This is a genomic window from Phenylobacterium sp. (assembly GCF_013822795.1).
Lineage (GTDB): Bacteria > Pseudomonadota > Alphaproteobacteria > Caulobacterales > Caulobacteraceae > Phenylobacterium.
Window position 1 is genome coordinate 1 of the sequence record NZ_PNLB01000024.1, and the last position, 22,548, is coordinate 22,548.

21 protein-coding genes are annotated in these 22,548 nt (G+C 68.8%); 11 read left to right on the forward strand and 10 right to left on the reverse strand.

The window, feature by feature from the left end:
- Positions 1 to 82: 82 nt before the first annotated feature.
- The 3 genes from C0481_RS19130 (at position 83) to C0481_RS19140 (ending at position 1,565) form a co-directional block, all read left to right on the forward strand.
- On the forward strand, positions 83 to 505 hold the full coding sequence (locus C0481_RS19130; protein ID WP_056015959.1) for a MucR family transcriptional regulator: 423 nt from the start codon (positions 83 to 85) through the stop codon (positions 503 to 505).
- Between the two features lie 99 nt (positions 506 to 604).
- On the forward strand, positions 605 to 937 hold the full coding sequence (locus tag C0481_RS19135; RefSeq protein ID WP_293406805.1) for a hypothetical protein: 333 nt from the start codon (positions 605 to 607) through the stop codon (positions 935 to 937).
- 136 nt (positions 938 to 1,073) lie between these two features.
- Positions 1,074 to 1,565, forward strand: a complete 492-nt coding sequence (locus C0481_RS19140) for a PAS domain-containing protein (RefSeq protein ID WP_293406807.1) — start codon at positions 1,074 to 1,076, stop codon at positions 1,563 to 1,565.
- A 4-nt stretch (positions 1,566 to 1,569) separates the two neighbouring features.
- Here the strand turns inward: C0481_RS19140 and C0481_RS19145 are convergent, their stop codons facing one another.
- Together C0481_RS19145 and C0481_RS19150 are read right to left on the reverse strand one after the other, a co-directional pair.
- Positions 1,570 to 1,995: a SufE family protein gene (locus C0481_RS19145; protein ID WP_293406809.1), complete on the reverse strand. Its 426-nt coding sequence runs from the start codon at positions 1,993 to 1,995 to the stop codon at positions 1,570 to 1,572.
- Between the two features lie 58 nt (positions 1,996 to 2,053).
- The gene (locus C0481_RS19150) at positions 2,054 to 2,842 is read right to left on the reverse strand and encodes a HAMP domain-containing sensor histidine kinase (protein WP_293406811.1); all 789 of its coding nucleotides are present in this window, start codon (positions 2,840 to 2,842) and stop codon (positions 2,054 to 2,056) included.
- A gap of 222 nt (positions 2,843 to 3,064) precedes the next feature.
- On the opposite strand from C0481_RS19150, the gene C0481_RS19155 reads away from it, so the two are divergent.
- Positions 3,065 to 4,540 (forward strand): HAMP domain-containing sensor histidine kinase, encoded by a 1,476-nt coding sequence (locus C0481_RS19155; protein WP_293406813.1) that lies wholly within the window; start codon positions 3,065 to 3,067, stop codon positions 4,538 to 4,540.
- A 7-nt stretch (positions 4,541 to 4,547) separates the two neighbouring features.
- Here the strand turns inward: C0481_RS19155 and C0481_RS19160 are convergent, their stop codons facing one another.
- Entirely contained in the window at positions 4,548 to 5,417 is an 870-nt protein-coding gene (locus C0481_RS19160; protein WP_293406815.1) for a hypothetical protein, read from the reverse strand.
- Positions 5,418 to 5,555: 138 nt separating this feature from the next.
- Here C0481_RS19160 and C0481_RS19165 point away from each other — a divergent pair, with 138 nt between their 5' ends.
- The 5 genes from C0481_RS19165 to C0481_RS19185 all read left to right on the forward strand — a co-directional run bounded on the left by C0481_RS19165 (position 5,556) and on the right by C0481_RS19185 (position 10,643).
- Positions 5,556 to 5,888 (forward strand): DUF1491 family protein, encoded by a 333-nt coding sequence (locus tag C0481_RS19165; RefSeq protein ID WP_293406817.1) that lies wholly within the window; start codon positions 5,556 to 5,558, stop codon positions 5,886 to 5,888.
- 183 nt (positions 5,889 to 6,071) lie between these two features.
- Complete coding sequence (locus C0481_RS19170) at positions 6,072 to 6,368, forward strand: hypothetical protein (protein ID WP_363223812.1); 297 nt, start codon at positions 6,072 to 6,074, stop codon at positions 6,366 to 6,368.
- Between the two features lie 42 nt (positions 6,369 to 6,410).
- Positions 6,411 to 8,009 (forward strand): peptide chain release factor 3, encoded by a 1,599-nt coding sequence (locus tag C0481_RS19175; RefSeq protein ID WP_293406819.1) that lies wholly within the window; start codon positions 6,411 to 6,413, stop codon positions 8,007 to 8,009.
- 185 nt (positions 8,010 to 8,194) lie between these two features.
- On the forward strand, positions 8,195 to 9,574 hold the full coding sequence (locus tag C0481_RS19180) for a hypothetical protein (RefSeq protein ID WP_293406821.1): 1,380 nt from the start codon (positions 8,195 to 8,197) through the stop codon (positions 9,572 to 9,574).
- Between the two features lie 46 nt (positions 9,575 to 9,620).
- Positions 9,621 to 10,643 carry an energy transducer TonB gene (locus tag C0481_RS19185; RefSeq protein ID WP_293406823.1) on the forward strand — a complete coding sequence of 341 codons (1,023 nt, stop codon included), beginning with the start codon at positions 9,621 to 9,623 and terminating at the stop codon, positions 10,641 to 10,643.
- Here the strand turns inward: C0481_RS19185 and C0481_RS19190 are convergent.
- From C0481_RS19190 to C0481_RS19210, 5 genes are all read right to left on the reverse strand, one after another.
- Positions 10,640 to 11,737 carry a DUF2336 domain-containing protein gene (locus C0481_RS19190; protein WP_293406825.1) on the reverse strand — a complete coding sequence of 366 codons (1,098 nt, stop codon included), beginning with the start codon at positions 11,735 to 11,737 and terminating at the stop codon, positions 10,640 to 10,642. The two genes, C0481_RS19185 and C0481_RS19190, sit on opposite strands and share 4 nt — an antisense overlap.
- Positions 11,738 to 11,786: 49 nt before the next feature.
- Complete coding sequence (locus tag C0481_RS19195; protein WP_293406828.1) at positions 11,787 to 12,545, reverse strand: ABC transporter permease; 759 nt, start codon at positions 12,543 to 12,545, stop codon at positions 11,787 to 11,789.
- Entirely contained in the window at positions 12,542 to 13,288 is a 747-nt protein-coding gene (locus C0481_RS19200) for an ABC transporter ATP-binding protein (protein ID WP_293406830.1), read from the reverse strand. The genes C0481_RS19195 and C0481_RS19200 overlap by 4 nt, the downstream gene beginning before the upstream one ends.
- Positions 13,285 to 14,295 (reverse strand): ABC transporter substrate-binding protein, encoded by a 1,011-nt coding sequence (locus tag C0481_RS19205; protein ID WP_293406833.1) that lies wholly within the window; start codon positions 14,293 to 14,295, stop codon positions 13,285 to 13,287. Before C0481_RS19205 ends, C0481_RS19200 begins: the two co-directional genes overlap by 4 nt.
- A gap of 73 nt (positions 14,296 to 14,368) precedes the next feature.
- Entirely contained in the window at positions 14,369 to 16,438 is a 2,070-nt protein-coding gene (locus C0481_RS19210) for an ATP-binding protein (protein WP_293406835.1), read from the reverse strand.
- 593 nt (positions 16,439 to 17,031) lie between these two features.
- On the opposite strand from C0481_RS19210, the gene C0481_RS19215 reads away from it, so the two are divergent.
- Positions 17,032 to 18,087, forward strand: a complete 1,056-nt coding sequence (locus C0481_RS19215; protein WP_293406837.1) for an SPOR domain-containing protein — start codon at positions 17,032 to 17,034, stop codon at positions 18,085 to 18,087.
- On the opposite strand, the gene C0481_RS19220 is transcribed toward C0481_RS19215, so the two are convergent.
- Positions 18,084 to 19,898 (reverse strand): ABC-F family ATP-binding cassette domain-containing protein, encoded by a 1,815-nt coding sequence (locus C0481_RS19220; RefSeq protein WP_293406839.1) that lies wholly within the window; start codon positions 19,896 to 19,898, stop codon positions 18,084 to 18,086. The genes C0481_RS19215 and C0481_RS19220 overlap by 4 nt on opposite strands.
- 30 nt (positions 19,899 to 19,928) lie before the next feature.
- Entirely contained in the window at positions 19,929 to 22,031 is a 2,103-nt protein-coding gene (locus tag C0481_RS19225; protein ID WP_293406841.1) for a PBP1A family penicillin-binding protein, read from the reverse strand.
- 47 nt (positions 22,032 to 22,078) lie between these two features.
- Here C0481_RS19225 and C0481_RS19230 point away from each other — a divergent pair, with 47 nt between their 5' ends.
- Complete coding sequence (locus tag C0481_RS19230; protein ID WP_293406842.1) at positions 22,079 to 22,543, forward strand: YcgN family cysteine cluster protein; 465 nt, start codon at positions 22,079 to 22,081, stop codon at positions 22,541 to 22,543.
- Positions 22,544 to 22,548 lie beyond the last annotated feature (5 nt).

Genomic DNA, 22,548 nt, shown 5'->3' on the forward strand with positions numbered 1-22,548 from the left:
TTCCAGATATTAACGCGTCCACTGATGTCGTGAATCAGTCATCCCCCAACTTGGTGCACCCGCACTCACGGAACCGAGAAATATGGACGAGAAGTCGGAAGTCATTGAGATGACGGCGGATATTGTTTCCGCTTATGTCGGGAACAATTCGGTGGCTGCGGCCGACCTTCCCAACCTTATCCAGAGCGTCCATCGGGCGCTGGCGGGTATTTCCACCGGTTCTGACGTCCAGGAAGTCGCGCCGAAAGAGCCGGCCGTGCCCGTGCGTCGGTCGATCACGCCCGATCATCTGGTCTGCCTGGAAGACGGTCGCAAGTTCAAGTCGCTGAAGCGTCACCTGCGCACGAAGTACAATATGAGTCCGGAAGAATACCGCGCGAAGTGGGGTCTTCCGAAAGACTACCCGATGGTCGCGCCGAACTACGCCAAGGCGCGCTCGGACCTGGCCAAGCAGATGGGCCTGGGGCAGGGCGGCCGTCAGGCTCCGCGCAAGCGCTCTAAGTAGAGCTTGCTGACAGATTGAGATTTGAAAACGCCCGCCTGAATAGGCGGGCGTTTTTTGTTGTCCCGCAAAGCTCAGTTCTGCGGGGATGCTGAAGCGACCATGCTAGCGCGTTTCGCCCGCTTCCATCCCGATCACGTCAGTGTCCGGCGAGTCCGCTTCGAGATGGAGGCGTTCACGGGCGCGCCCGACGCGGCGGCGGCGCTCCTGCAGGATCCCGCTACGGCGCCGCCCCTGACGGACAGCGCCGTGGCGGCGGTGTTCGAGCAGTTGCTGAAGGCGCGGAGGTCCGGCGCGGCCGAAGACGCCAAGCGGGCGATCGCTGCTTTTAAAGCCGTCCGCTACTGGCGCCTAAGAGACCGCTGGCCGGATTTCTGCTCCCGCCAGTCGCCAGTCGTCGACTGCCGCGCGGAGGCGGCCCGCGTGGCCGGCTGAGCCGCCTTACGGTCAAGCTACGCCACCTTTCGGCCCGATTTCTTTCCGGGCAATTAGGATTTCCCTTGCCGGAGAATCACCCTCTGGGCGATAAGTGATTCGTCGTGATTCCAAGGGGTTGTTAAGGAATCTGAATATGGCCGCACAAATGGGGGCTTCGGCGGCGGCCGCGCGCGCACACGAGGAACTGTATGCCTATTGGGCCGGATTGCGGCGTAGCGGGCGGCTACCTGGGCGCGACGACATCCACCCCGACGACTTCAAGCGCCTGCTGCCGACGATCAGCCTGATCGACGTGCGCCGCGATCCGCTCGAATTCCGCCTGCGGCTCGCTGGCACCGGGCTCTATGGCGTCTACGGCCGCGAGATCACCGGCCGCACCTTGACCGAGGCCTATAACGCCAACGCCGCCGACTACTGGCGGCGCGAGCTGACCAAGGTGGTGCAAGAGCGCCGCCCGTCGGTGGGGGTCCACAGCCTGGCCTGGCGCGGGGCGGCGCACATCTCGATCCTCTGGCTGCGCTTGCCGCTGGCCTCGAACGGCGCCGATGTCGACATGATCCTTGGCTACGACGCGGTGGTCGGCGTCCAGGGCGACACTGTCGCCAGCGGCATCCGCGCCGCCTGAGCCGTTAGGCCGTGGCCAGGGCCTCGGCGTCGCGCCGGATCCGGGCCGCCATCGAGGCCAGGCCGTTGGAACGCTGGGCCGACAGGTGTCCGGCCAAGCCGAGCCGATCGAAGGCTGACTTCACGTCGAAGGCGACAATCTCGTCAGGCTGGCGCCCAGAGAACAGCCGCAGCAGCACCGCGATCAGGCCGCGCACGATGTGGGCGTCGGAATCGCCGCGGAAGTTCACCACCCCATCGGCCTGCGGCTCGGTCACCAGCCACACCTGGCTGGCGCAGCCGCGCACCTTGTTGGCCTCGCTGCGTTCGCTGTCGGAGAGCGGCGCCAGTTCGCGGCCCAGCTCGATGACGTAGCGATAGCGTTCCTCCCAATCGCCAAGGAGGTCGAACTCTTCGACCAGGTCGGCCAGGGCGTTGTCGATCGTGTTCATATCAATGGCGACTTAGGCGCCGGGACCGCCTTGTGCAACGGCTTTCGCCGCAACTCGCCTAGGCGGCGGGCAGCCGGACGCGGGCGGTCAGGCCCTGGCCAGGAGCCGAACTCAACTTGAGGCGCCCGCCCATGGCTGTGCATAGCAGCTCGACGATCGGCAGGCCCAGCCCCGCGCCCTCGCTGCGCCGGGTCAGCGCGTTTTCGCCCTGTTCGAACGGCTGCAACAGGCGGGGAATGTCCTGCGGGTCGACACCTGGACCGTCGTCGACCACGGCGATTTCGACCTGGTCGCCCACGCGGTTAGCGTGCACCCGCACGACGGCGCGGTCGGGGGAGAAGATGACCGCGTTCTGGATCAGATTGCCGAGCAGGTTGCGCAGCCCGCGGGCGTCGGCGGTCACCGCCGGCAGGCGGCCGCGCTGGAGGACGATCACCTCGACCCCGCGGGGCGCGGTCTCCTCGCGCAGGCCGTCCAGGACATCGTCGAGCGCGTGGTCGAGCGATTCAGGGCCGAGATCGAAGTCCATGGCGCCGCCTTCCAGGCGGGCGATCTCGAGCACCTGGTTCACCAGCCGCAGCAGCCGTGCGCCGCTGGTGTGGATGATGCTCGCATATTCCTTGTACTGCGGCGCGCCGAGTGGGCCGTAGAGCTCCGATTGCAGAATCTCGGAGAAGCCCAGGATCGAGTTCAGCGGCGTGCGCAACTCGTGGCTGGCCATACGCAGGAACGAACGCTTGGCCTCGTCCGCGATGACGTCCCGGCGCTGACGCGCGGCCGTCCTGGCGTCGGGCTCTGACGCTGAAGCCCTTGGCGTGCCGGGCGGGAAGTGAGCCGCATGGGCCATGTGCAACTTACGAGCCTCGCGGTCTGGTACTGCCCAGACCCTAGCGCTCGCCCGCTTACGAATTGGTTTCGATCAGCAGGCCGGCGCACGGCCGTTCCAGCTATGTACCCAAGTCGGGTCGCCCAGGGCGCGAGCGGTCTCGCAGCGACTCGCCTGCATCGTTAGAGTTAAGGGCAAGAATCCTCTGTCGAGTCGCCCGCCAAAGGAGCAGCGAGCCCGCCCGTGATCGAGAACCCGCCCGCCAGGACACTGACGAGGACCAGGCCCGCGGGCCGGGCGTCGATCCTTGCGATCGCCGGCCTCGGCGCGGCGGCGGCGGGCGCGGCTGCGTTCACCGGCGGGGTGGGCAGTCCGCTGGCGGTCTGGTGCCTGGCGCCGCTGGTGGCGGCGGTGGGCGTCGGGCGCGGCGAGCGATTGGCGCTTGGGGCCGCGGTCTCGCTGGCCGCGGTCGGGGTGGCGGCGATCGGCGGTCTGACGCTGCCCGGCTACGTGCTGATCCCGGCCGCCGCAGCGGTGGTCAGCGCCTTCGCCCTGACCTCGACAGTGCTTGGCCTGGCGGCCGCGCTCGTGCTCCTGCAGCGGAACATGGGGCGCGAGGACCGCCGCCAGCGCCTGGCCCTGGCGCAGCTTCGGCAGGTGCTGGACGAACAGCCTTTCATGGTCGCCACCTTGGACCACAACGGCCTGATCGCCCGCACATGGGGCCGCGAGCCGGCCGGCGCGCGCGGCATTTCCAGCACCGGGCTGACCATCGTCGATCTGGCGAGCGAGGCCGATCGTCCCAAGCTGCGCCAGGCGCTGACGATTGCGCGGACGGAAGGCGCTGCGGAGGTCGCGTTCGCCCCGGCCGCCGAGCCGCAGGCCTGGCTCGCCGTCAGCCTGCGACGCACGACGTCGGGCCGGCTGATCGGGGTGCTGCGCGACGCCGCCGCCGCCCACGCCCGCGAGCTCGAGCTCGAGCAGGCCCGCAGCGAGGCCGAGGCCCAGAACGCCGGAAAGTCGCGCTTCCTGGCCAATATGAGCCATGAGCTGCGCACACCGCTCAACGCGATCATGGGCTTTTCCGACATCATGCGGCAGGGCTTGTTCGGGCCGCTGTCGGACCGCTACGCCGAGTATGCCGAGCTGGTGCACGAGTCGGGCGGGCATCTGCTGGACCTCATCAACGACGTGCTCGACATGTCCAAGATCGAGGCTGAGCGGTACGAACTGGCGCGCGAGGCGTTCGACGGCCGGGAGTCGGTGTCGGGCGTCCTGCGGCTGATGCGCGGCCAGGCCGACCGGGCGGGCGTACAGCTGCGCGGTCTGCTGCCGCGTGAACCGCTCGACGTGTTCGCTGACCGGCGGGCGCTCAAGCAGATCGCGCTCAACCTGGTCTCCAACGCGCTGAAGTTCACGCCGCGCGGCGGGGCCGTGACGGTGACGCTGCAGGCCGACGACTCGGTGATGGAGCTGTTGGTCGCCGACACCGGCGTGGGCATCGGTCCCGAGGACGTTCAGCGACTGGGACGGCCGTTCGAGCAGGCCGGCGGCGTGGCCCAGCGTGCGGCCGGCACCGGCCTTGGCCTGTCGCTGGTGCGCGCGTTCGCCGAGCTGCACGGCGGCGAGATGATCATCGAAAGCCGGCTGGGAGAGGGGACCACGATCACCGTGCGCCTGCCGGTCATCGATCAGCCGTCGGCGGCGAACACGCCCTGATCGCCGATCAGCGGGCGGCGACCTGCAGGAAGGCGCGGCCGGCCGCGAAGTCTCCGACCTCGACATAGGCGCGGCGCACGACCTCGCCGTCGGGGCCGGCGAACAGGAACTCCACCGCCACCGCTTCGCGTGGGTCCAGCTCGGCCAGGGCATGGGCGGCCGCGGCCGGGAAGCGGAAGGCCCACCCGGTCTTGAACGCCTTGGGCAGCAGGTCCTGGCCTGCCGGGCTGCGGGCCTCGGCCGTGTAGGCGTTGCGCGCCGTCTGCGGCGGCAGGCGCCGGGCCAGCGGCAGCTTGTTCAAGGGCTGGCCGCGGGCGTCGAGATACGGCCCCAGCGTCGCGTCCGTGTCGCGAAGGACCAGCCTGGCGCCATACGGCGTCTTGCCGTCGGCGAAATTGGCCACCGCCATCAGCGCATTGGCGCCCTCGCGGCCGGCCAGGCCGAAGACCATCTTGTTCCAGCCGAAGCTGGCGGTCTGCTGCAGACGCCAGCGCACGCCGCCGGACCGGTCGGCCCGCCACTCGGAGACCTCGCCCGGATAGGTCATGCGTGAGATCTGCGCATAGCCTTCGAACGCCTCGCGCACGCGGCCGGCGGCCAGCGTCATGTCCGCCGACTTGCAGGGGGTCGACGCGGCCTTGGCCCGCGCACGGCGTTCCAGCTGGGCCAGCTCGGCCTTGTCGGCGCCCGAGCGGATGGCCGCGCCGTGCGCCTGCATGCGCCCAGCCGCCAGCGCCGCGCCGACCGGGGGCGCGAACAGGCCGCACCTGGCGTCGGCGGCGGTCATCACCGTGCGTTCGTAGAAGAGGTCGGCGGCCGCGGCCGCAGCCGAGACTCCGGGCGCGGCGAGAAGCGCCCCCGCCGCGGCCAGCCCCATCCATCCACACACGACGCGCCGCGCGGTTCTGCGCGTACTCGTCATGCCTTTGGTTTTTCTCGTATAGGTTCGAGATCTTGCGGCCGAGCCTAGTGGCCCGGTCTTTCCGTTCCGTTATCGAGACGCCGTTCGACGACCATGCTGCTTTCCTCTGACATCTGGGTCGCGGCCCTGATCCGCCGCGTGGAGCTGGGCGGCGGGTTCGCCGTGGTGGCGCGCAAGGGCGACGCACGGGCCGGCAGCGTGCTGGTCAAGGTGTTGAACCGCGGCGACGGCACCAGCAGGCTCTATGCCGAGGCGACGCGCGGCGACGGCGAGCGGGTCTGGATGCGGCCAGCGCTTTCCGACCAGGAGGCCGACCTTGACCGCTACATCGAGCGGGCGATCCGCATCGACCCCGACATCTGGGTCGTGGAGATCGAAGATAAGGAAGGTCGCCACTTCCTGATCGAGCCGGTCGAACAGGGCTGACGGACGCGGTTACCGCGCGATTCACCGCCTTTCTCAACGGGGGCGAAAGCACGCTTGTGGCACACAGCGGCGTTCCACGAACGCGAGCGCTTGCTTGGTATGCTCTTCCTGCTGAACGACGTTGTTTTGAACCTGAGTGGAGCGAAGCTTTCGCCGAAAGTGGCAGGGCGCAGGTTTCGGGCGTTGCCGTTCAATGTGGTCAGCAAGCTGGGCCAGGAGCTCTACGCCGAGGATCCGCTGCTGCATTTCGATAAGCCCGAGCGGGCCCGGCGGCTGGCGACCCTGATCATCGCCAAGGCGCCGTCGATCAATGCGGCCCTGTTCGTGGCCCCGGCCTATGGCTGCGCGCCCGAGGACGTGACGCTGCGCTACGCCAATGTGGACTTCGAAGTCATGGCCCGGCTTTCCAGCGCCCAGGACCAGGGCCTCCTGGATACCGTGTCGACCGATCGGCAGGTCTGGCGCCGCCTGGCGGCGTAACGCGGGCTTTCGCGCCGGGCCCGGCTGCGCTAAGCGCCGTCCATGAGCACCTCTCCCGCCGCCGAGGCCGCGCGCCGGCGCACCTTCGCCATCATCTCCCACCCGGACGCCGGTAAGACGACCCTGACCGAGAACCTGCTGCTGGCCGGCGGGGCGATCCGGGCGGCCGGCGCCGTGCGCGCCCGCGGCGAGAACCGCCGCACCCGGTCCGACTGGATGAAGATCGAGCGCGAGCGCGGGATCTCGGTCTCGGCCAGCGTCATGACCTTCGACCACGAAGGATTGATGTTCAATTTGCTGGACACCCCGGGCCACGAGGACTTCTCGGAAGACACCTACCGAACGCTGACGGCGGCTGACGCCGCGGTCATGGTTCTGGATGCGGCCAAGGGCATCGAGCCGCAGACCTTGAAGTTGTTCGAAGTCTGCCGCCTGCGCGACATCCCGATCGTGACCTTCATCAACAAGATGGACCGCGAAGCCCAGGACCCGATCGAGCTGCTTGACGAGATCGCCTCCAAGCTGGCGCTCGATCCGGCGCCGCTGTTCTGGCCGGCTGGATCGGGCGGGCGCTTCAAGGGCATGCTGGACCTGCGCAACGAGATGTTCGTCCCATTCGCCAAGAAGGGCTCGGATTCCGATGAGGGGCACCCCGCGCCGATAGCCTTCAAGGGCAATGCGATCGTCAGTTATCTCGATCCGGACGAGCAGGCCGAGCTGGAAGAGAACGCCATGCTCGTGCAGGAGGCCTCCAAGCCGTTCGATCCCAAGTCCTTCCTCGAAGGCCACATGACCCCGGTGTTCTTCGGATCGGCCCTGCGCCACTTCGGCGTCGACCAGCTTCTAGCCGGGCTGGGCGCCTATGCGCCGCCGCCGAAGGCGGTCGCCGCGGTGCGCGGCGGGGAGTCGACCCACGTCGCGCCGGGGGACAAGGAGGTCACCGGCTTTGTGTTCAAGGTCCAGGCGAACATGGACCCCAACCACCGCGACCGGATCGCCTTCCTGCGGCTGACCTCGGGCAAGTTCCAGCGCGGCATGAAGCTGAAGGTGCAGAACACTGGCCGGCAGCTGTCGGTCAACGCGCCGATCATGTTCTTCGCCTCCGATCGCGAACTGGCCGAAGAGGCCTATGCCGGCGACGTCATCGGCATTCCCAACCACGGCGTCCTGCGAGTCGGCGACAGCCTGTCGGAGACCGGGACCCTGCGCTTCGCCGGCTTGCCGAACTTCGCGCCGGAAATCCTGCAACGGGTCCGGGTCAAGGATCCGCTCAAGGCCAAGCACCTGAAGAAGGCGCTGGAAGGCCTGGCCGAGGAGGGGGTGACCCAGCTGTTCCGCCCGGTGATCGGCTCGGACTTCATCGTCGGCGCCGTCGGTCAGCTGCAGTTCGAGGTCATGGCCGACCGGCTGGCCAACGAGTACCAGCTGGAGGTGATCTTCGAGGCCTCGCCGTATGCCGAGGCGCGGTGGTTGTCGGGCGCCAAGGCCGATGTCGAGGACTTCGCGGGCAAGCATAAGGGCGCGATGGGCAGCGACATCGACGACCAGCCGGTGTTCCTGGCCAAGTCCGCCTGGGAAATCGGCTATGTCGCCGAGCGCTTCCCCAAGATCGGCTTCGAGCGTTCGAAGGAACGTGCTTAACCCGCGTTAAGCAAATTCGGCGCCAGAGCGGGCCTAGCGTCGTACACAATTTGTTTAGTTATTGTTAACCATAGCCCGAGTGTTAACCACTTGTTTACGAACTCGGCTCCGGCTTTGCTGTCTCTGGTCTGAACCTTCCGTAGGCGTCCCGTGTTGAGACGCCGCGAGGTGATCGGAGCCTTCGCATGTTCGAGTTCGGTCGAGAGCTGAAGCGTCTGTTCGGCGCAGATGCAGTGAACGCCCCCCGCGACGGATTGACCGGCGGCGACGCTTCGCTGCTGGAGCTGCTCGACCTGCAGATGATCGCTCAGGAGGGCCGTGCTGCGGACATCGCCGCCGGCCGGGTCGGCGCCAAGGACAAGGCTCAGCGACGCCTGGAGAGCGCGATCGTCTGGCGCGAGGTCGCGCGCCGCTCCGGTGACGCCGCCATCCTGCGCAAGGCCGCGGCGACAGCTGAGTCGGCGGCCGAGGCCTTTGACCGCGAGCGGCGGCCTGACGGCTGGGCCCGCGCCCGCTGCGAGCAGGCGTTCTGCGCCATGCTGGGCGCCGAGCTGTTCGGCGACGACGGACTGAACGCAGCGGCCGATGTCGCCTTCCGCGAGGCCCGCGCCGCCGCCCGTGGCGGCCTCTCGCTGTCGCTGGCCGACATCGGCATCGCCGCCATCGAGGCGCGCGAGCAGATGGCGACCGGCGACGCCCGGGCCGCGCGGGCCGTGGCCCTGCGCTTCGCCGTGCCGATCACCGGCCTGCAGAGCCTGACCAAGCGTTGCCGGGCCGCCCGGTTGCTGGCGGTGGAGGCGCGCCTGGTGCTGGCTGACATCCTGATCGGTTGGGGCGCGCGGCTGCGCGACGATGACATCCTGACGCTCGGCCGGCAGGAGGCCGAACGCGCGGCCGAGGGGCTGGATCCCGCCTATGAGCCGCTGAGCTGGGCCCGCGCCGCGGCGTTGCGTGGCCAGGCGATGGCCCTGCAGGGCGAAGCGGCCGGCGAGGTCGAGACGCTGGCCCAGGCGGTCAGCTCCCTGGCCGACGTGGTCGGCGAGCTGTCGCGCGAGCACAGTCCGCTCGACTGGGCCCGTGTGCAGACGGCCCTGGCCCAAGGCCTGCAGGCGCTGGGCGAGGCCGGGGCCTCGGAGCGCGCCTATGAACAGGCCGTCACCTGTTATGATCGCGCCGCCCACGTCCTGAAGAGCACGCCGGGCCTGTCGCTGCGGGCGTTCGGCGCTTCGAATCGGGCGCTCTGCCTGGCGCGTTCGGCGGAGCTGTCGGGCGACCTGACGGTGCTGGACGCGGCCGAATCTGCCTTCAAGATCGAACTGGCGGCGATCTCGGCCAAGCGCGAGCCGGCGGCTTGGGCGCTGCTGCAGGTCAATCTGGCTCGTCTCTACGAAGCGCGCATGGACATCACGGGCCTCGATCGCGGCGAGCGGGCGAGCGCGGCGATGTCGCTCAACGCCGCTCTCGACGTGTTCGGCGAGCTTGGCCTCCGTTCGCTGAGCATTATCGCCGCCGATGCCCTCGAGCGCGTGGCGAACGCCGGTGCGACTGTTCGCCCAACCTTCTGAGGTTGTGTGGTACAACCCCAGGAGATCGAGCGGTTCTGGGGGGCGCGTGTCGAAAATCGTTGCAGCAGCGGGCGCGATCTCGCTGTTTTCCATGAGCGGAGCGCTTGCTGAGGACGCGCGCGCCGATTGGCTGAAGAGGCCCTCGGCAGATCAGGTCCTGAGCGTTTTTCCCCGAGAAGCCTGGAAGAAGGGCATCAGCGGCAAGGCGTTGGTGGAGTGCCGCGTCAGTGAGCAAGGCGCGTTGTTCGGATGCGCGATCGAGAGCGAGACGCCTGAAGACGCGGGCTTCGGACTAGCCGCGCTGGCGCTCACGCCGCAGTTCCTGATGAAGCCGGCGATGAAGGACGGCAAGCCGGTGGCGAGCACGGTCCGAATTCCGATCAATTTCAGGATGTCCACATCGGGCGGCCGTTTGCCTGAGCCGAATGACGTCACCCGTCAGATTCTCAGCAACGTTTCTTGGGTGGTGGCCCCCAGCTATGCGCAGGTCGCTGCGGCGTACCCGCAGAAGGCTCGTGAAAAGCTGACCGAGGGGCGGGCGACGCTGACTTGCCGCTTCAAGGCGGAAGGCAGGCTGACGGACTGCCAGACGACTGCCGAGGAGCCCAAGGGACAGGGCTTTGCTACGGCCGCCCGGCGATTGTCGGAGACCTTCGTTGGTCCGACGAACCTCGTCGATGGCACGCCGACCGATGGGATCTGGACCATGATCCCGTTCGCCTTCGACCTGGACATGCTCGATCAGAGCAAGCGGGTGATCGGCCGACCACAATGGGCGGCCTTGCCGACGGGCGACGAAATCATCGCTGGATATCCGTCGGCCGCGGCGAAGGCTGGGGTCGGCGCGGCCCGCGTCGTCATTGCTTGCGAGATCGCCGACGGCGGCAAGTTGACGGATTGCTCGGCCCAAAGCGAGGAGCCGGCGGGACTTGGCTTTGCTCAGGCCGCCCTGGCGTTGGCCGGATCGTTCCAGGCCAAGCCATGGACAGCCGAGGGGCTGCCAACCATCGGCGGGCGGGTCAGGATCCCGATCCGCTACGAGTTCCCAACCGAAAAGCCCGCGCCCTAGGCTGCGGCCATGTCGCCGGCCTTGCGACGCATGCGCCAGAAGCGGATCGTGCGCTGGGCGGCTTCACGGGGCAGGTTCTCGTAGAGCTCGCCGTATTCGCGCGCGCGGCCCATGGCGTTGGCGTCGCGGTCGAGGATCAGCACCGCGAAGGTCAGGTAGAGCGAGCGCTCGAACCCGGCCGCCTTGCAGACGATCGACAGGGCGTCGAGTTCGCGCCGCTCCAGGATCCGGCGGGCGGTGTGGAAGTCGATGTCGGCGAGTTCGCTCAGCGCCACCAGGAACTTGGTGGTCTCGCGCGCACGCAGGAAGCCGGCCAGCACCTGGGGCGTGATCGCCCCGCGCAGCCGCAGCACGCGAATCTGCTTTTCGGCATCGGCGTAGTCGGAGGGCAGAGCGCCGTCGCGGAACGCCAATTTCTTGCGGCCGGCGGCCAGGGCCGCGTCCAGCTGGGCCGGGTCGACCGCCTCGTTGCGGGCCAGGATCTCGCCGCGCAGCCGGGCCTCGACCACGAAGTACATCTCGTTCAGCAGGTCGACGGGCAGCGACTTGCGGGTGACCACCGCCTCGTGCAGCGCGGGGTTCTCGACCGCGCGGTCGACCACCATTTCCTGCACCTCGCGCGACATCGCCGCGCCCTCGTTGGCCAGCAGCACGCCGAGGGTGGCGTCGTCGCCGCGCTCGACAATCGCCTCGGACACCGCCTCAGACACGGTCGGCCGCTGCGAAATGGCGCGCAGGTGGTCCTGGCCGCGGGTGCGGGCCACCGACAACAGGTCGTCGTCGGTCAAGGCGCGTGAGTTTTCCAGGACCGGGCGGGCGACGTCGATCGAGACGTCGCGGGCCAGGTCGCGCAGCAGGCTGCGCGGCGGGCTGGCGGCGGTCGACATGCGCAGCGCCAGTTCGCCGCGCACAGCCTCTTCCATCTCGCCGGCGAGTTGGCTGAGGACGTCGTCGAACAGCTCCATCTCCTCGCCGCCGCGGACGTCGTCGCTGGAGAAGAACAGGTCGGTGACCCCGCGCAGCAGCTCGCGGCGGCGCTCGCTGGACGGCTCTTTGGCCATCTCGATCAGGTCGTGAAGCTTGCTGCGGGCCATACCGCCAGCGTTAACCGCAATCGGCTTAAAGCTCGCCTAACGGCTGAGATTAACGCCCCCGCCACCATGTCAGGCCGACGCGCTCGGCGCGGTCCAGCAGGGCGTGCAGCGCCACGCCCATCAGTCCCAGCACCACGAGGGCGGCGATCATCCGCGCCGTCTGCAGCTTGTTGCCGGCGTCGAGGATCTGCCAGGCGAGGCCGCGTACGCCGCCAGAGCCGGCGCCGAACTCCGCGACTACAGCGCCGATGATCGCCAGACCCGCGCCGACCTTGTGGCCTTCGAGCAGAAACGGTACGGCCGACGGCAGGCGCAGCCGCATCACCCGTTGCCAGCGGCCGGCCCCATAGAGGTCGAACAAGCGCTCAAGGTCCGGATCGGCCGCCCGCAGGCCTGTGACCGCGCCCGAGAAGATCGGGAAGAACGCCACCAGCACCGCCAGGGCGATGATCGCCCGCTCGGGATGGTCGATGCCGGCCCAGATCAGCACCAGCGGCGCGATCGCCACGACGGGCGTGACCTGCAGCACCGAGGCCAGCGGCCGGACGGCGGCCTCCAAGAGCGGATTCAGGCCCACGATCACCGCCAGGCCGACAGCGATCAGGCTGGCGACGACCAGGGCGATCAGTGCGGTCGACAGCGTGACCCATGCCGCGGCCGCCAGACTGGGCAGGTTCTCGACCAGGGCGACCGCGACGCCGGACGGCGGCGGCAGGAAGTAGGCCGGGATCCCCATCGCCCGGACGGCGATCTCCCAGGCCGCCAGCAGCAAGGCGACGAGCGCCAAGGGGGCGAGGAGGCGGCTCATCGGACCGCCTCCATTCCCTCAGCGAGGAGGCCAGACACCCGCTCCACCGCGGCGCGGAACACTTCCGAGGTGCGGAAGCCTGTCGGCCGCGGCAGCGGCGCCTCGATCCTGGCGACGCCGGCCAGTCGCCCGGGGCCGCGGGTCAGCACCGCCACGCGGTCGGCCATGTAGACGGCTTCCTCGACATTATGCGTCACGAAGACGATCGCCGGTCGCGAGGCGTCCCAGAGGTTCAGGACGTCGTCGGCCAGCGTGCGGCGGGTGATTTCGTCCAGCGCCGCGAAGGGTTCGTCCAGCAGCAGCAGGCGCGGCTCGGTGACCATGGCGCGGGCCAGCGAGGCGCGCATCGCCATGCCGCCCGACAGTGTCGCCGGCCGGGCGGTCTCCGCCCCGGAGAGGCCGACGCGCACCAGCGCCTCGCGGGCGCGCCGCCGAGCTTCGTCGGCCGGCATGCCGCCCAGCTCGAGCGGTAGGGCGACGTTGGCTTGCGCGGTCAGCCAAGGGGCGAGAGTCGGCGCCTGGAACACCACCGCGGTCTCGCCGCGCCCGGGCGTGCGTTCGAGCGTCCCGCGCGTCGGGCCCTCTAGCCCGGCCAGCAGTCGCAGCGCGGTGGACTTGCCGCAACCCGACGGTCCGACCAGCGCCAGGATCTCACCGGCCTCGACGCTGAGGTCGATCGGCCCCAGCGCCCGCCCACGTCCGTCGTAGTCGACCTCGACGTCCTTCAGCGCCGCGAGGGTCACTTGGCGGCCGGCGTCACGAACTGCAGCGTGTAGGCGCTCTTGTAGTCCATGTCCTTGGGGTAGACGCCTTGGCTGGAGGCGACGTTGAAGAACTCGGCCCAGCGGGCGTTGGTCATCACCCCGATGCCGCCGGCCTGGGCGTCGCCGGAGTCGACGATGCCGTACGACTTCAGCTTCTCGCGCGCCTGGTTGAGGACGTCCTGGGTCATTTCCGGGTTGTCCTTGCGGATCAGCGCGTCGCCGGGCGCGGCGTCGCCGTAGAGATAGCTCTTCCAGCCGGCCGCCGAGGCCTCGACGAAGGCTTTCACGGCGGTCGGGTTCTTGGCGATCAGGCTGTCGGGGACCATCACCATGGTCGCGTAGCCGGGATAGCCTTCATCGGCGAGCAGGAACACCTTCGGCTTCAGGCCTGCCTGCTTCTCGATGGTGTAGGGCTCGGAGGTGACGTAGCCCTGTTGGATGACGCGCTTGTCGGCAAGGAACGGCGCGGCGTTGAAGGTGTACTTGCGCACTTGATCGTCAGTGAAGCCGTACTTCGACCTGAGCCACACCCAGAAGGCGGTGACCGAAGCGTCCGAGAGCAGGATCGGGCGGCCTTTGAGATCGGCGATTTTCTCCAGGCCCTGGTCCGGGTGGGCGATCAGGACCTGCGGGTCCTTCTGCATCATCGCCGCCACCGCCTTCACCGGAATTTTCTCCTTGGCGAGGTTCATGACGATGAAGCTGTTGGAGCCCATGCCCGCTTCGACCGCGCCGGAGGCCAGCAACTGCGGGACGTTCACCCCAGGACCGCCCTGCACGATCTGCACGTCCAGACCGCGCTTGGCGTACTCACCGGTCGCCACGGCCTGGTAGAAACCGCCCTGTTCGGCCTGGGCGCGCCAGTCGGTGGCGAAGCGGATGGTGGTGCGTCCGTCAGGGGCCTTCGCGGCCTGGTCCTTCTGGCTCGGAGAGCAGGCGCAGGCGAGGGCCGCGAGCGCGACGGCGGCGAGACGCAGGAGCTTCATTGACTTCCCCAACTTTCAGCGCGGCGAGCCTAAGCGCAGGCGCGCGCCGTTCCAAGGCCGCCGAACGCTAAATTCAGGCCGCGGCCGCGCCCCCGCCTTCGCCCAGCCAGCGGGTCAGGACATCATGCAGGGCCTGGATCTGGATGGGCTTGCCGACCGCCGCGTTCATGCCGGCGCGCAGGCAGGCGGCCTCCATTTCCGGCATCACGTCGGCGCTCATGGCGATGATCGGCATCGTGGCGCACGCGCCGCCCAGGGCGCGGATCGCCCGCGTCGCCTCCAGCCCGTCCATCCGTGGCATGTGCACGTCCATCAGGATCAGGTCGCAGGCGCTGGTCTGGGCCGCGGCGACCGCCTCTTCGCCGTTCTCGGCGAGGATGACTGCGCAGCCGAGCAGGCCAAGGACCGTGGCCCCGAGCTCGCGGTTCATCTCATGATCGTCCACCAGCAGCACTCGGGCGGCGAGCGGGGCCGCGGTCGAAGCCTCGATGACCTCGCGAACGGGGCCCGCGGCGCGGCGTGCGGGGATTTCGAACCAGAAGGTCGCGCCGGCGCCCGGCTTGCTCTCGACCCCGATCTTGCCGCCCATCAGTTCGGTCAGGCCCCGGCAGATGGCCAGGCCCAGGCCGGTGCCGCCATGGGTGCGGCTGACCGATGAGTCGCCCTGGCTGAACCGCTTGAACAGCCGCGCGGCCTGTTCGGACGGCACGCCCGGACCGGTGTCGGTGACCCGGAAGCGCAGCAGCACGCCGTCGCCGGTTTCGATAGCCTGGAGGTCCAGTCGCACACGGCCCTGTTCGGTGAACTTGATGGCGTTGGACAGCAGGTTGAGCAGGATCTGACGGACCCGCAGGTCGTCGAGCATCACCGGCGTCTCGACCGGCCCGATGAAGCCAAGCTGAAGATCCAGGCCCTTGCGGCGGGCGGCCTCGGCGACGATGGCAAGGGCGTCCTGGGCGACGCTGCGCGGATTGACCGGCGCGGGCGAGAGTTCGACTTCGCCGGCCTCGACCTTGGAGAAGTCGAGGATGTCGTTGACCACGGTCAGCAGCGAGGCGCCGGCGCGATCGATCAGCGCCAACTGGCGGCGGGCGGGTTCGGGCAGATCATCACGCTTGAGCAGCACCTCGGTGAAGCCGACGATCGAGCTCATCGGAGTGCGGATCTCGTGGCTCATGGTGGCCAGGAATTCGGTCTTGGCCTGGCCCGCGGCCATCGCCCGGGTCTGGGCGGCGCGGGCGATGCGCGTGCGGCTGGCCCAAAGCCGCTTCGTTCGCTTCTGGTTGGCGATCACCATGGCGGTCGCCAGGCTGGTGAAGAAGTTGATGGCGATCAGGAACTGCAGGCTGCTGGTCCGCTCGGCCAGGCTCCAGGTCGCCCCGTTCGGAGCCGGCGGGAGCGCGACGATAAGGCTGGAGAGCACCACCGCCATGATCATCGCGCCCACCGCCGCGCCCCGCGGGCCCAGCCGGAAGGCGAGCAGAGCCATGAGCGGGAACAGCAGCAATGGCATCGGGAAGCGCACCGGCAGGACGCTGACGAAACTCATCGCCGCGATGAGGCCGTAGAGGCAAAGCTGCTCGACCGGCGAACGACGGAAGTCGCGGATCATGTCGGGACGGACGACCATCAGGCAGGCCGGCAGCATGATCGCCATGCCTAGGGCGTGCCCGTAGAACCACCCCGAAAGGACCGTGTTGAAGCTGCGACCGTAGAGGGTGAAGATATCGGCGGCCAGGATCGCAGTCAGGGCTGTGGCCGGCGCAACGGCCAGCAGCAAAAGGCGCGACACGCGGGGCATGCTGGTCAGGCGCATGGTTTCGCCGCAGACCTTCCGCGCCAGCCAGGCGGTAGCCGCAGCCTCGCCGATGGTCAGGGCCGGAAACGTCGCCGCTGCGATCGGCGGATTGCCGACCATAAGGTTGTAGGCGAACTGCACGGCGAAGCAGGCGACCGCGGCGGCCAGGCCCCAGCGCCGAGGAAGCAGGAGGAAGCCGGCCGCCAGGATGCCGCCGGCGAACCAGATGGTGGCGATGCCGGCGCCTTCGCGAGTCAGGCTCAGGCTGAACGCCATGCTGGCGCCGTAGGCCACAGCCACGCCGCTGGCGAGCGCCAGATTGTAGAACCAGGTCCGAGCCGTCATGGATATCCCGCGAGTCCGGACGATGCTGCGCTTGGGTTGGCGACCAAACGCTTAAGGGCCGGGACGGCGGGACGGTATGTCGCAGGCTCGCGGCTGACCGTGACCATAGCAAGAGGGCGGCGCCGCGGCCTCCCGCAGCGTCGCCCCCTCATCCAGACCCTCGCGGATCCACGCCTTGAGGTTCGGCTCGGAGACGCCGTATGTGGGGGTCCCCAGCGGGTTCCGACACCGTCCGAAGTCCTCCGGAGGACAGGTTGCAGGTCGCCCTGGTCCCGATCCTCGCGGCCGCCCGCTGGGCGCACCCATTCCCCCATGCGCCTGCGCCGCGGTCCCTCTCGGCCCCATGACGGTCTCATTGGGCTGTCGCTAACGCAACTTTTGCGAGTTGTGGTGATGTGTGCAGCTCTTGGTGAAATAGTTAACAAGCTGTGCGCAACCTGGGGGTGGACGCGCTCCAGGCCCAGCGCAGGCGGCGGTTGCACGATCATCTACAGGAATGGCACGGCATGAGCCGTGATCGCGCTAACCCTGTCGCCCGCCGCCGAACTATGCGACCTCCTTCTGGTCGTGGTTGCGAAGCAGGGGGCGGTTCGGTGCGCGCGCGGTTCGGATGGGGGGTGACGCTGGCCGCCTTGACGCTGGCCCATGGCGCTCACGCCGACCTGGACGACGGATCGCTCAATGCGCGCGAACGCCGCGCCGTCGTCGCCAGCGGCCTGCCGGCCGCCTCGGTGGTGTACGTGAGATCGGACCTAGTGGTGGCGATCCGCGGCCGCGGGACACCGAGGCCCGGCGGGCTGATCGAGGGCGTCGTCCTGCAGGGGGAGGTGATCTCGGACGAGGCCGAGCGCATGATCGGCTACCGCTCGATGCGCTCGACTGTGAACGTCGACTGCGCTCGCCGGCGGGATATCGTGGTCAAGATGACCGTGTTCGCCGAGCCGCAGGCCAAGGGCGTGGCGATCAATCGCCATGTCCCCGGCGGCTGGGTGCAGCCTTCGCCGGACGCCTATCTGGCGCAAGTGATACGGGCGGTTTGTGGTCCAGCGCCGCAACTGGCCGCCTCACCGCCGCCCGAAGCCGTCCGGCCCGCGCCGAAAGTGTCGCCGGCGAAGACCGCCCCGCTCAAACCCGCTAAGCCCGCAAAGGGCGCCGCGGCGAAGGTCGCCAAACCGACGTTGCCCCCTGCGCCGGCCGGACCGCCGGTTCCCAGCGAGGAAGCGCCGATGCCCACGGCGGTCGAGGCGCGGTTGACGCGATCGACCTCGCCGAGCGCGGCGATGGCTGCCGACCCCGCGCCCACCGTCGCGCCTTCGGTCGAGATGGCTTCGCGGCCGGCGCTGGCCCTACGGCCTTTGACGCCGTCGGCCGTGCGCGAGGCGACCGCCCGGCCTGCGGCGGCCCCGGCGCCGAGGCCGAAGACCGCCGGCAAGATCGCCGTTCAGATCGCTGCGGCCGCCAGCGAGCGGCAGGCCCGCGAGGCCTTGGCCAAGATCAAGGGCAAGGTGACGCCGCCGCTCTCCAGCGACGTGCGCAGCGTCGTGGTGGACGGCAAGACCTTCCACCGGGCCCTGGTGACCGGCTTCCAGACCCGGGCCGAGGCCCAGGCGTTCTGCAACGGCCTCAAGGGCGATTGCTTCGTACGCTAGCGGGCGAGCGCCTCGCGGCGCTCTTCGAGCTCCAACCACTCCTCCTCGGACGCGGAGAGTTCGTGGCGGGCCGCTTCAAGCGCGGCGTTGAGCTTGGCGAACCCGGCCGGATCGCGCGTGTAGAGGTTCGGATCGGCCATGTCGGCTTCGAGCTTGGCGATCTTGCCGGGCAGGGCGGCGATCGCCGTGTCCAGCTCCTGCAAGCGGCGCTGGTCCTTGTAGGACAGCTTGTTCGGCTTGGGCGGCTCGGCGCGCGGGGCGGGCGCCGCCTTCGGTGCGGCGGGCGCCGGGGCCGCGCCGTCCGCGACGGATTTGAAGAAGCCCGGGTTCTGCGACAGGAAGTCCTGCCAGCCGCCTGGCGTTTCGACCACCTTGCCGTGGCCGTCGAGTGCGATGGTCGAGGTGGCCAGACGGTCGACGAAGTCGCGGTCGTGACTGACCAGGATCAGGGTGCCCTCGTAGTCGGCCAGCAGGTCCTCGAGCAGGTCCAGCGTGTCCATGTCCAGGTCGTTGGTTGGTTCGTCGAGCACCAGCAGGTTCGCCGGCGTCGCCAGGGCGCGGGCCAGCAGCAGGCGGTTGCGTTCGCCCCCCGACAGGCTGCGGACCGGCTGACGCAGCTGATTGTCGGTGAACAGGAATTCCTTGGCGTAGGCCGCTACGTGCTTGGGCTGGCCGCGCACCATCACCTGGTCGCCGCCGAGCGGGGTCAGCACGTCGCGCAGCGTCATCTCCGGCTTCAGGTCGACGCGGCCTTGGTCGATGTAGGCGATCTCCAGGTTGACCCCGAGATTCACCGAGCCGCTGTCGGGCGGCAGTTCGCCCAGCAGCAGCTTGACCAGGGTGGTCTTGCCCGCGCCGTTCGGCCCGACGATGGCGACGCGGTCGCCGCGCAGGATGCGGGTCGAGAAGTCCTTGACCAGGGAGCGGTCGCCGAACGCCTTGGCGATGTTCTTGACCTCGGCGACGCGCTGGCCCGAGAGGCCCGACGAGGCCAGGCCCATGGACAGGTCGCCACGGACCTCGCGCATGCGCTCGACCTTGGTCTTGCGCAGCTCCATCAGCGCCCGGCGGCGGCCCTCGTTGCGGGCGCGGCGACCGGTGACGCCGCGGCGCAGCCAGTATTCTTCCTTCTCCAGCTGCTTATCGAGCCGGCGGCCTTCCTCGGCCTCGGCGGCGAGAATGCGCTCCACCCACTCGTCGAAGGCGGCGAAGCCCTTTTCGAGGCGGCGAACCCGGCGATGCTCCAGCCAGAAGCAGCGGTTCGTGACGCGTTCCAGGAACGCGCGGTCGTGGCTGACGATGACGAGCGCCGAGCGAGATGCGGCGAGTTCCGCTTCCAGGGTCTCGATCGCCAGGATGTCCAAGTGGTTGGTCGGCTCGTCCAGCAGGATGACGTCCGGCTCCTCGGCGAAGGCGCGGGCGAGGGCGGTGCGGCGGATCTCGCCGCCAGACAGGCCCTTGGCAGGTTTGGCCGGATCGATGCCGAACAGTTCGAGCGCCGCTTCGCCGCGGTGCGGTTCGGCCCCGCCGGCGATCACGTAATCCAGCAGCGTTTCGCCGGCGATGTCCGGCTCCTGCGGCACATAGGCGATGCGGATCGAGGGCTGGACCGTGCGCTCGCCCTCGTCGGCGGCGATCTGGCCGGCGAGGATCTTCAGCAGGGTCGACTTGCCCGCGCCGTTGCGGCCGACCAGGCAGGCGCGCGAGCGCGGCTCGACGGCCAGGTCGACGCCGTCGAACAGCATCTTGGGGCCGTCGGCGAGGCGGACGTCCTTGAGGGCGAGAACGGGGGGCTTCATGGGCGCCTGCACATATAGGGAGCCGCGCGCCGAGGCGACCCCTCAGTTCGGCGCAGGCTCGGTCTCGGGCTCGACGAGGTCCGGCATCGGCGGCCGCGGAAGCGGCTGCGGCGGCGGGGCCGCGTCGCGCTCGGTCTGCTCGAACTCGTAGGCCAGGCCCTCGTAGAAGCCGTTGCGCGGGTCGTCCTCGTAGACCGGCTCGGGGTCCGGCAGCAGCCACTCGAACTCGCGGCTCGGCAGGTTCATGTGGGCCGTGACCATGTAATCCTTCCAGATGGCGGCGGCGACCTGGCCTCCCGTCACCTGGTTCATGGGTTTGTCGTCGTCGTTGCCGACCCACACCCCAGCGACATAGTCCGGCGTGAAGCCGATGAACCAGGCGTCACGGAAGTTCTGGCTTGTCCCGGTCTTGCCCGCCGCCGGCCGTCCGAAGTTCGCTCGCGTCCCGGTCCCCTCGGTCACCACCTTCTGCATCATCTTCACCATCATGCTGGCCCAGTGGATGTCGTAGGCCGGCAGGGGCGAGGCGGTCTGGTGCGTGTAGATCATCTGGCCGTCGGCGGTCTGGATCTGGGCGACGATGTAGGGGCGCAGCCGGTTCCCGGCTTGCTGGAACACCTGGTAGGCCGAGGTCATCTCGATCAGCGGGACTTCGTAGGCGCCTAGGGAGACCGACAGGTTCGGGTTCGGCGGGAGGGTGGTGATGCCGAACCGGCCAGCCAGGTTGGCGATCGCGGCAGGGCCGACTTCCTCGCCCAGCCTGACGGCGACAGTGTTGAGCGAGCGGGCCAGGGCGGATTCGACAGTCACCGTCCCGGCGTACTTGCCGCCGTAGTTCTTGGGCTCCCAGTCGCCGATCTTCACCGGCTCGTCGACCCGGGTGTCGGTGGGCAGCACGCCCTTTTCCAGGGCCGCAGCGTAGATGAACGGCTTGAAGCTGGAGCCGGGCTGGCGCTTGGCCTGGACCGCACGATTGAAGACGCTCTTGGTGTAGTCGACGCCGCCGACCATAGTGCGGATGGCCCCGGTCGAATCCAGGGCGATCATCGCGCCTTGGCTGGCGCCGCTGGCCTTGCCGTCGACCTCGATGATCCGCCGCAGAACCTGGGCCCCGGCCGATTGCAGGCGCGGGTCGATCGTCAGCGTGACGTTGAGGTCGGGCGAGTTCTGGCCGACCATCCGCAGGACCTCAGCCTGGGCGTAGTCGATGAGGTAGCCGTTGTCGCCCTCGTTGGCCAAGGCGGTTGCAGCCAGCCTGGGCGGGGCGGCCAGGGCGGCGCGCATCTCGGCGTCGCTGATCCAGTTCTCGCCGCGCATCCGCTCGAGGACCAGACGCTGGCGTTGCAGCGCCTTGTCCATGTTGCGGTGAAGCGCCATCCGCGATGGGGCCTTGGGCAGCGAGGCCAGCAGCGCGGCTTCGGAGAGGTTCAGCTGGGTGGCCGGTTTGCCGAAATAGGTCCGCGAGGCGCCATCCAGGCCGAAGGTGTTGGCGCCGAAATAGATGCGATCGAGATAGAGCTCGAGGACCTCGTCCTTGGTCAGCATCTGCTCGAGCTTGTAGGCGAGCGCCGCCTCCTGGATCTTGCGTTTCAGGTTCTGCTCGGGGCTGAGGAACATCCCCTTGGCGAGCTGCTGGGTGATGGTCGAGCCGCCTTCGACGACGCGGCCAGCCTTCTGGTTGGCGCGCGCGGCCCGCGCAATGGCCCACGGATCGACTGCGCCGTGGTGATAGAAGCGGCGGTCCTCGGCGGCCAGGAAGGCCTTAGGCACGTAGTCGGGCAAGGCGGCCAGCCGTACGTTCTCGCCATACTGCGGTCCGCGCGAGGCGATGAATTGACCGTTCATGTCGTAGAACTTGATCGCCGGGGCGCGAGTGGAGGCGTAGATCTCCTGGCGCGTCGGCACCTGCGGCAGATCCTGCAGGTAGGTCTTGCTGATGTGGTTCCAGGCCACGCCCGCCGCGATCAGGCCGGCCACGACCAGGACCAGCATCGTAATGCCGGTCCACTTGAGCAGCGCCCACAGCAGCGACCGCCCGCCACGCTTGCCTTTGGGCGGCGAACCGGTCAGGTCAGCCTCCGGAAGCTCCCGGCGCTGGCCGAAAGGCGTTTTGGCGCTGTTGGGGTCGTTGTTGTCGTCGGTCACGAGTAATCTGGGGCGGCTGAACTTGGATTGTGTAGGGCGCCTGTAGCATGCCTTCGAGGCCTTTCTGGGAAACGAAGTCGCTCGAGCAGATGACGGTGCGCGAGTGGGAGAGCCTGTGCGACGGCTGCGGGCTCTGCTGTCTGGTGCGTTTCGAGGACGAGGACACCGGCGAGGTCTTTCCGACCCGGGTGCACTGCAAGCTGTTCGACTCCGAGCGCTGCACCTGCACGAACTATCCCGAGCGCAAGAAGCACGTCCCCGACTGCATCAAGCTGACGCCGCAGAATATCGACGCTCTGCAGTGGATGCCGCTGAGCTGCGCCTATCGTCGCATCAACGAGGGGCGAGGCCTGGCGGACTGGCACCCGTTGATCTCAGGCGACCCCGAAAGCGTTCACAAGGCCGGGGTCTCGATCCGAGGCGAGACCATCAGTGAAGAGGAATTGGACGATCCCGAGGACGCCATCCAGTATGCGGCCTGGGATCTTCTGGAGGAGCGCGGCGGAGATTAGTGGGG

Excerpts from the sequence above, each read along its gene's own strand:
- C0481_RS19160 (WP_293406815.1), bottom strand. The coding sequence starts at position 5,417 with ATGGGGCTGGCCGCGGCGGGGGCGCTTCTCGCCGCGCCCGGAGTCTCG.
- C0481_RS19135 (WP_293406805.1), top strand. The coding sequence starts at position 605 with ATGCTAGCGCGTTTCGCCCGCTTCCATCCCGATCACGTCAGTGTCCGG.
- C0481_RS19205 (WP_293406833.1), bottom strand. The coding sequence starts at position 14,295 with ATGAAGCTCCTGCGTCTCGCCGCCGTCGCGCTCGCGGCCCTCGCCTGC.
- C0481_RS19175 (WP_293406819.1), top strand. The coding sequence starts at position 6,411 with ATGAGCACCTCTCCCGCCGCCGAGGCCGCGCGCCGGCGCACCTTCGCC.
- C0481_RS19195 (WP_293406828.1), bottom strand. The coding sequence starts at position 12,545 with ATGAGCCGCCTCCTCGCCCCCTTGGCGCTCGTCGCCTTGCTGCTGGCG.
- C0481_RS19190 (WP_293406825.1), bottom strand. The coding sequence starts at position 11,737 with ATGGCCCGCAGCAAGCTTCACGACCTGATCGAGATGGCCAAAGAGCCG.
- C0481_RS19150 (WP_293406811.1), bottom strand. The coding sequence starts at position 2,842 with ATGGCCCATGCGGCTCACTTCCCGCCCGGCACGCCAAGGGCTTCAGCG.
- C0481_RS19210 (WP_293406835.1), bottom strand. The coding sequence starts at position 16,438 with ATGACGGCTCGGACCTGGTTCTACAATCTGGCGCTCGCCAGCGGCGTG.
- C0481_RS19145 (WP_293406809.1), bottom strand. The coding sequence starts at position 1,995 with ATGAACACGATCGACAACGCCCTGGCCGACCTGGTCGAAGAGTTCGAC.
- C0481_RS19165 (WP_293406817.1), top strand. The coding sequence starts at position 5,556 with ATGCTGCTTTCCTCTGACATCTGGGTCGCGGCCCTGATCCGCCGCGTG.
- C0481_RS19230 (WP_293406842.1), top strand. The coding sequence starts at position 22,079 with ATGCCTTCGAGGCCTTTCTGGGAAACGAAGTCGCTCGAGCAGATGACG.
- C0481_RS19130 (WP_056015959.1), top strand. The coding sequence starts at position 83 with ATGGACGAGAAGTCGGAAGTCATTGAGATGACGGCGGATATTGTTTCC.
- C0481_RS19140 (WP_293406807.1), top strand. The coding sequence starts at position 1,074 with ATGGCCGCACAAATGGGGGCTTCGGCGGCGGCCGCGCGCGCACACGAG.
- C0481_RS19180 (WP_293406821.1), top strand. The coding sequence starts at position 8,195 with ATGTTCGAGTTCGGTCGAGAGCTGAAGCGTCTGTTCGGCGCAGATGCA.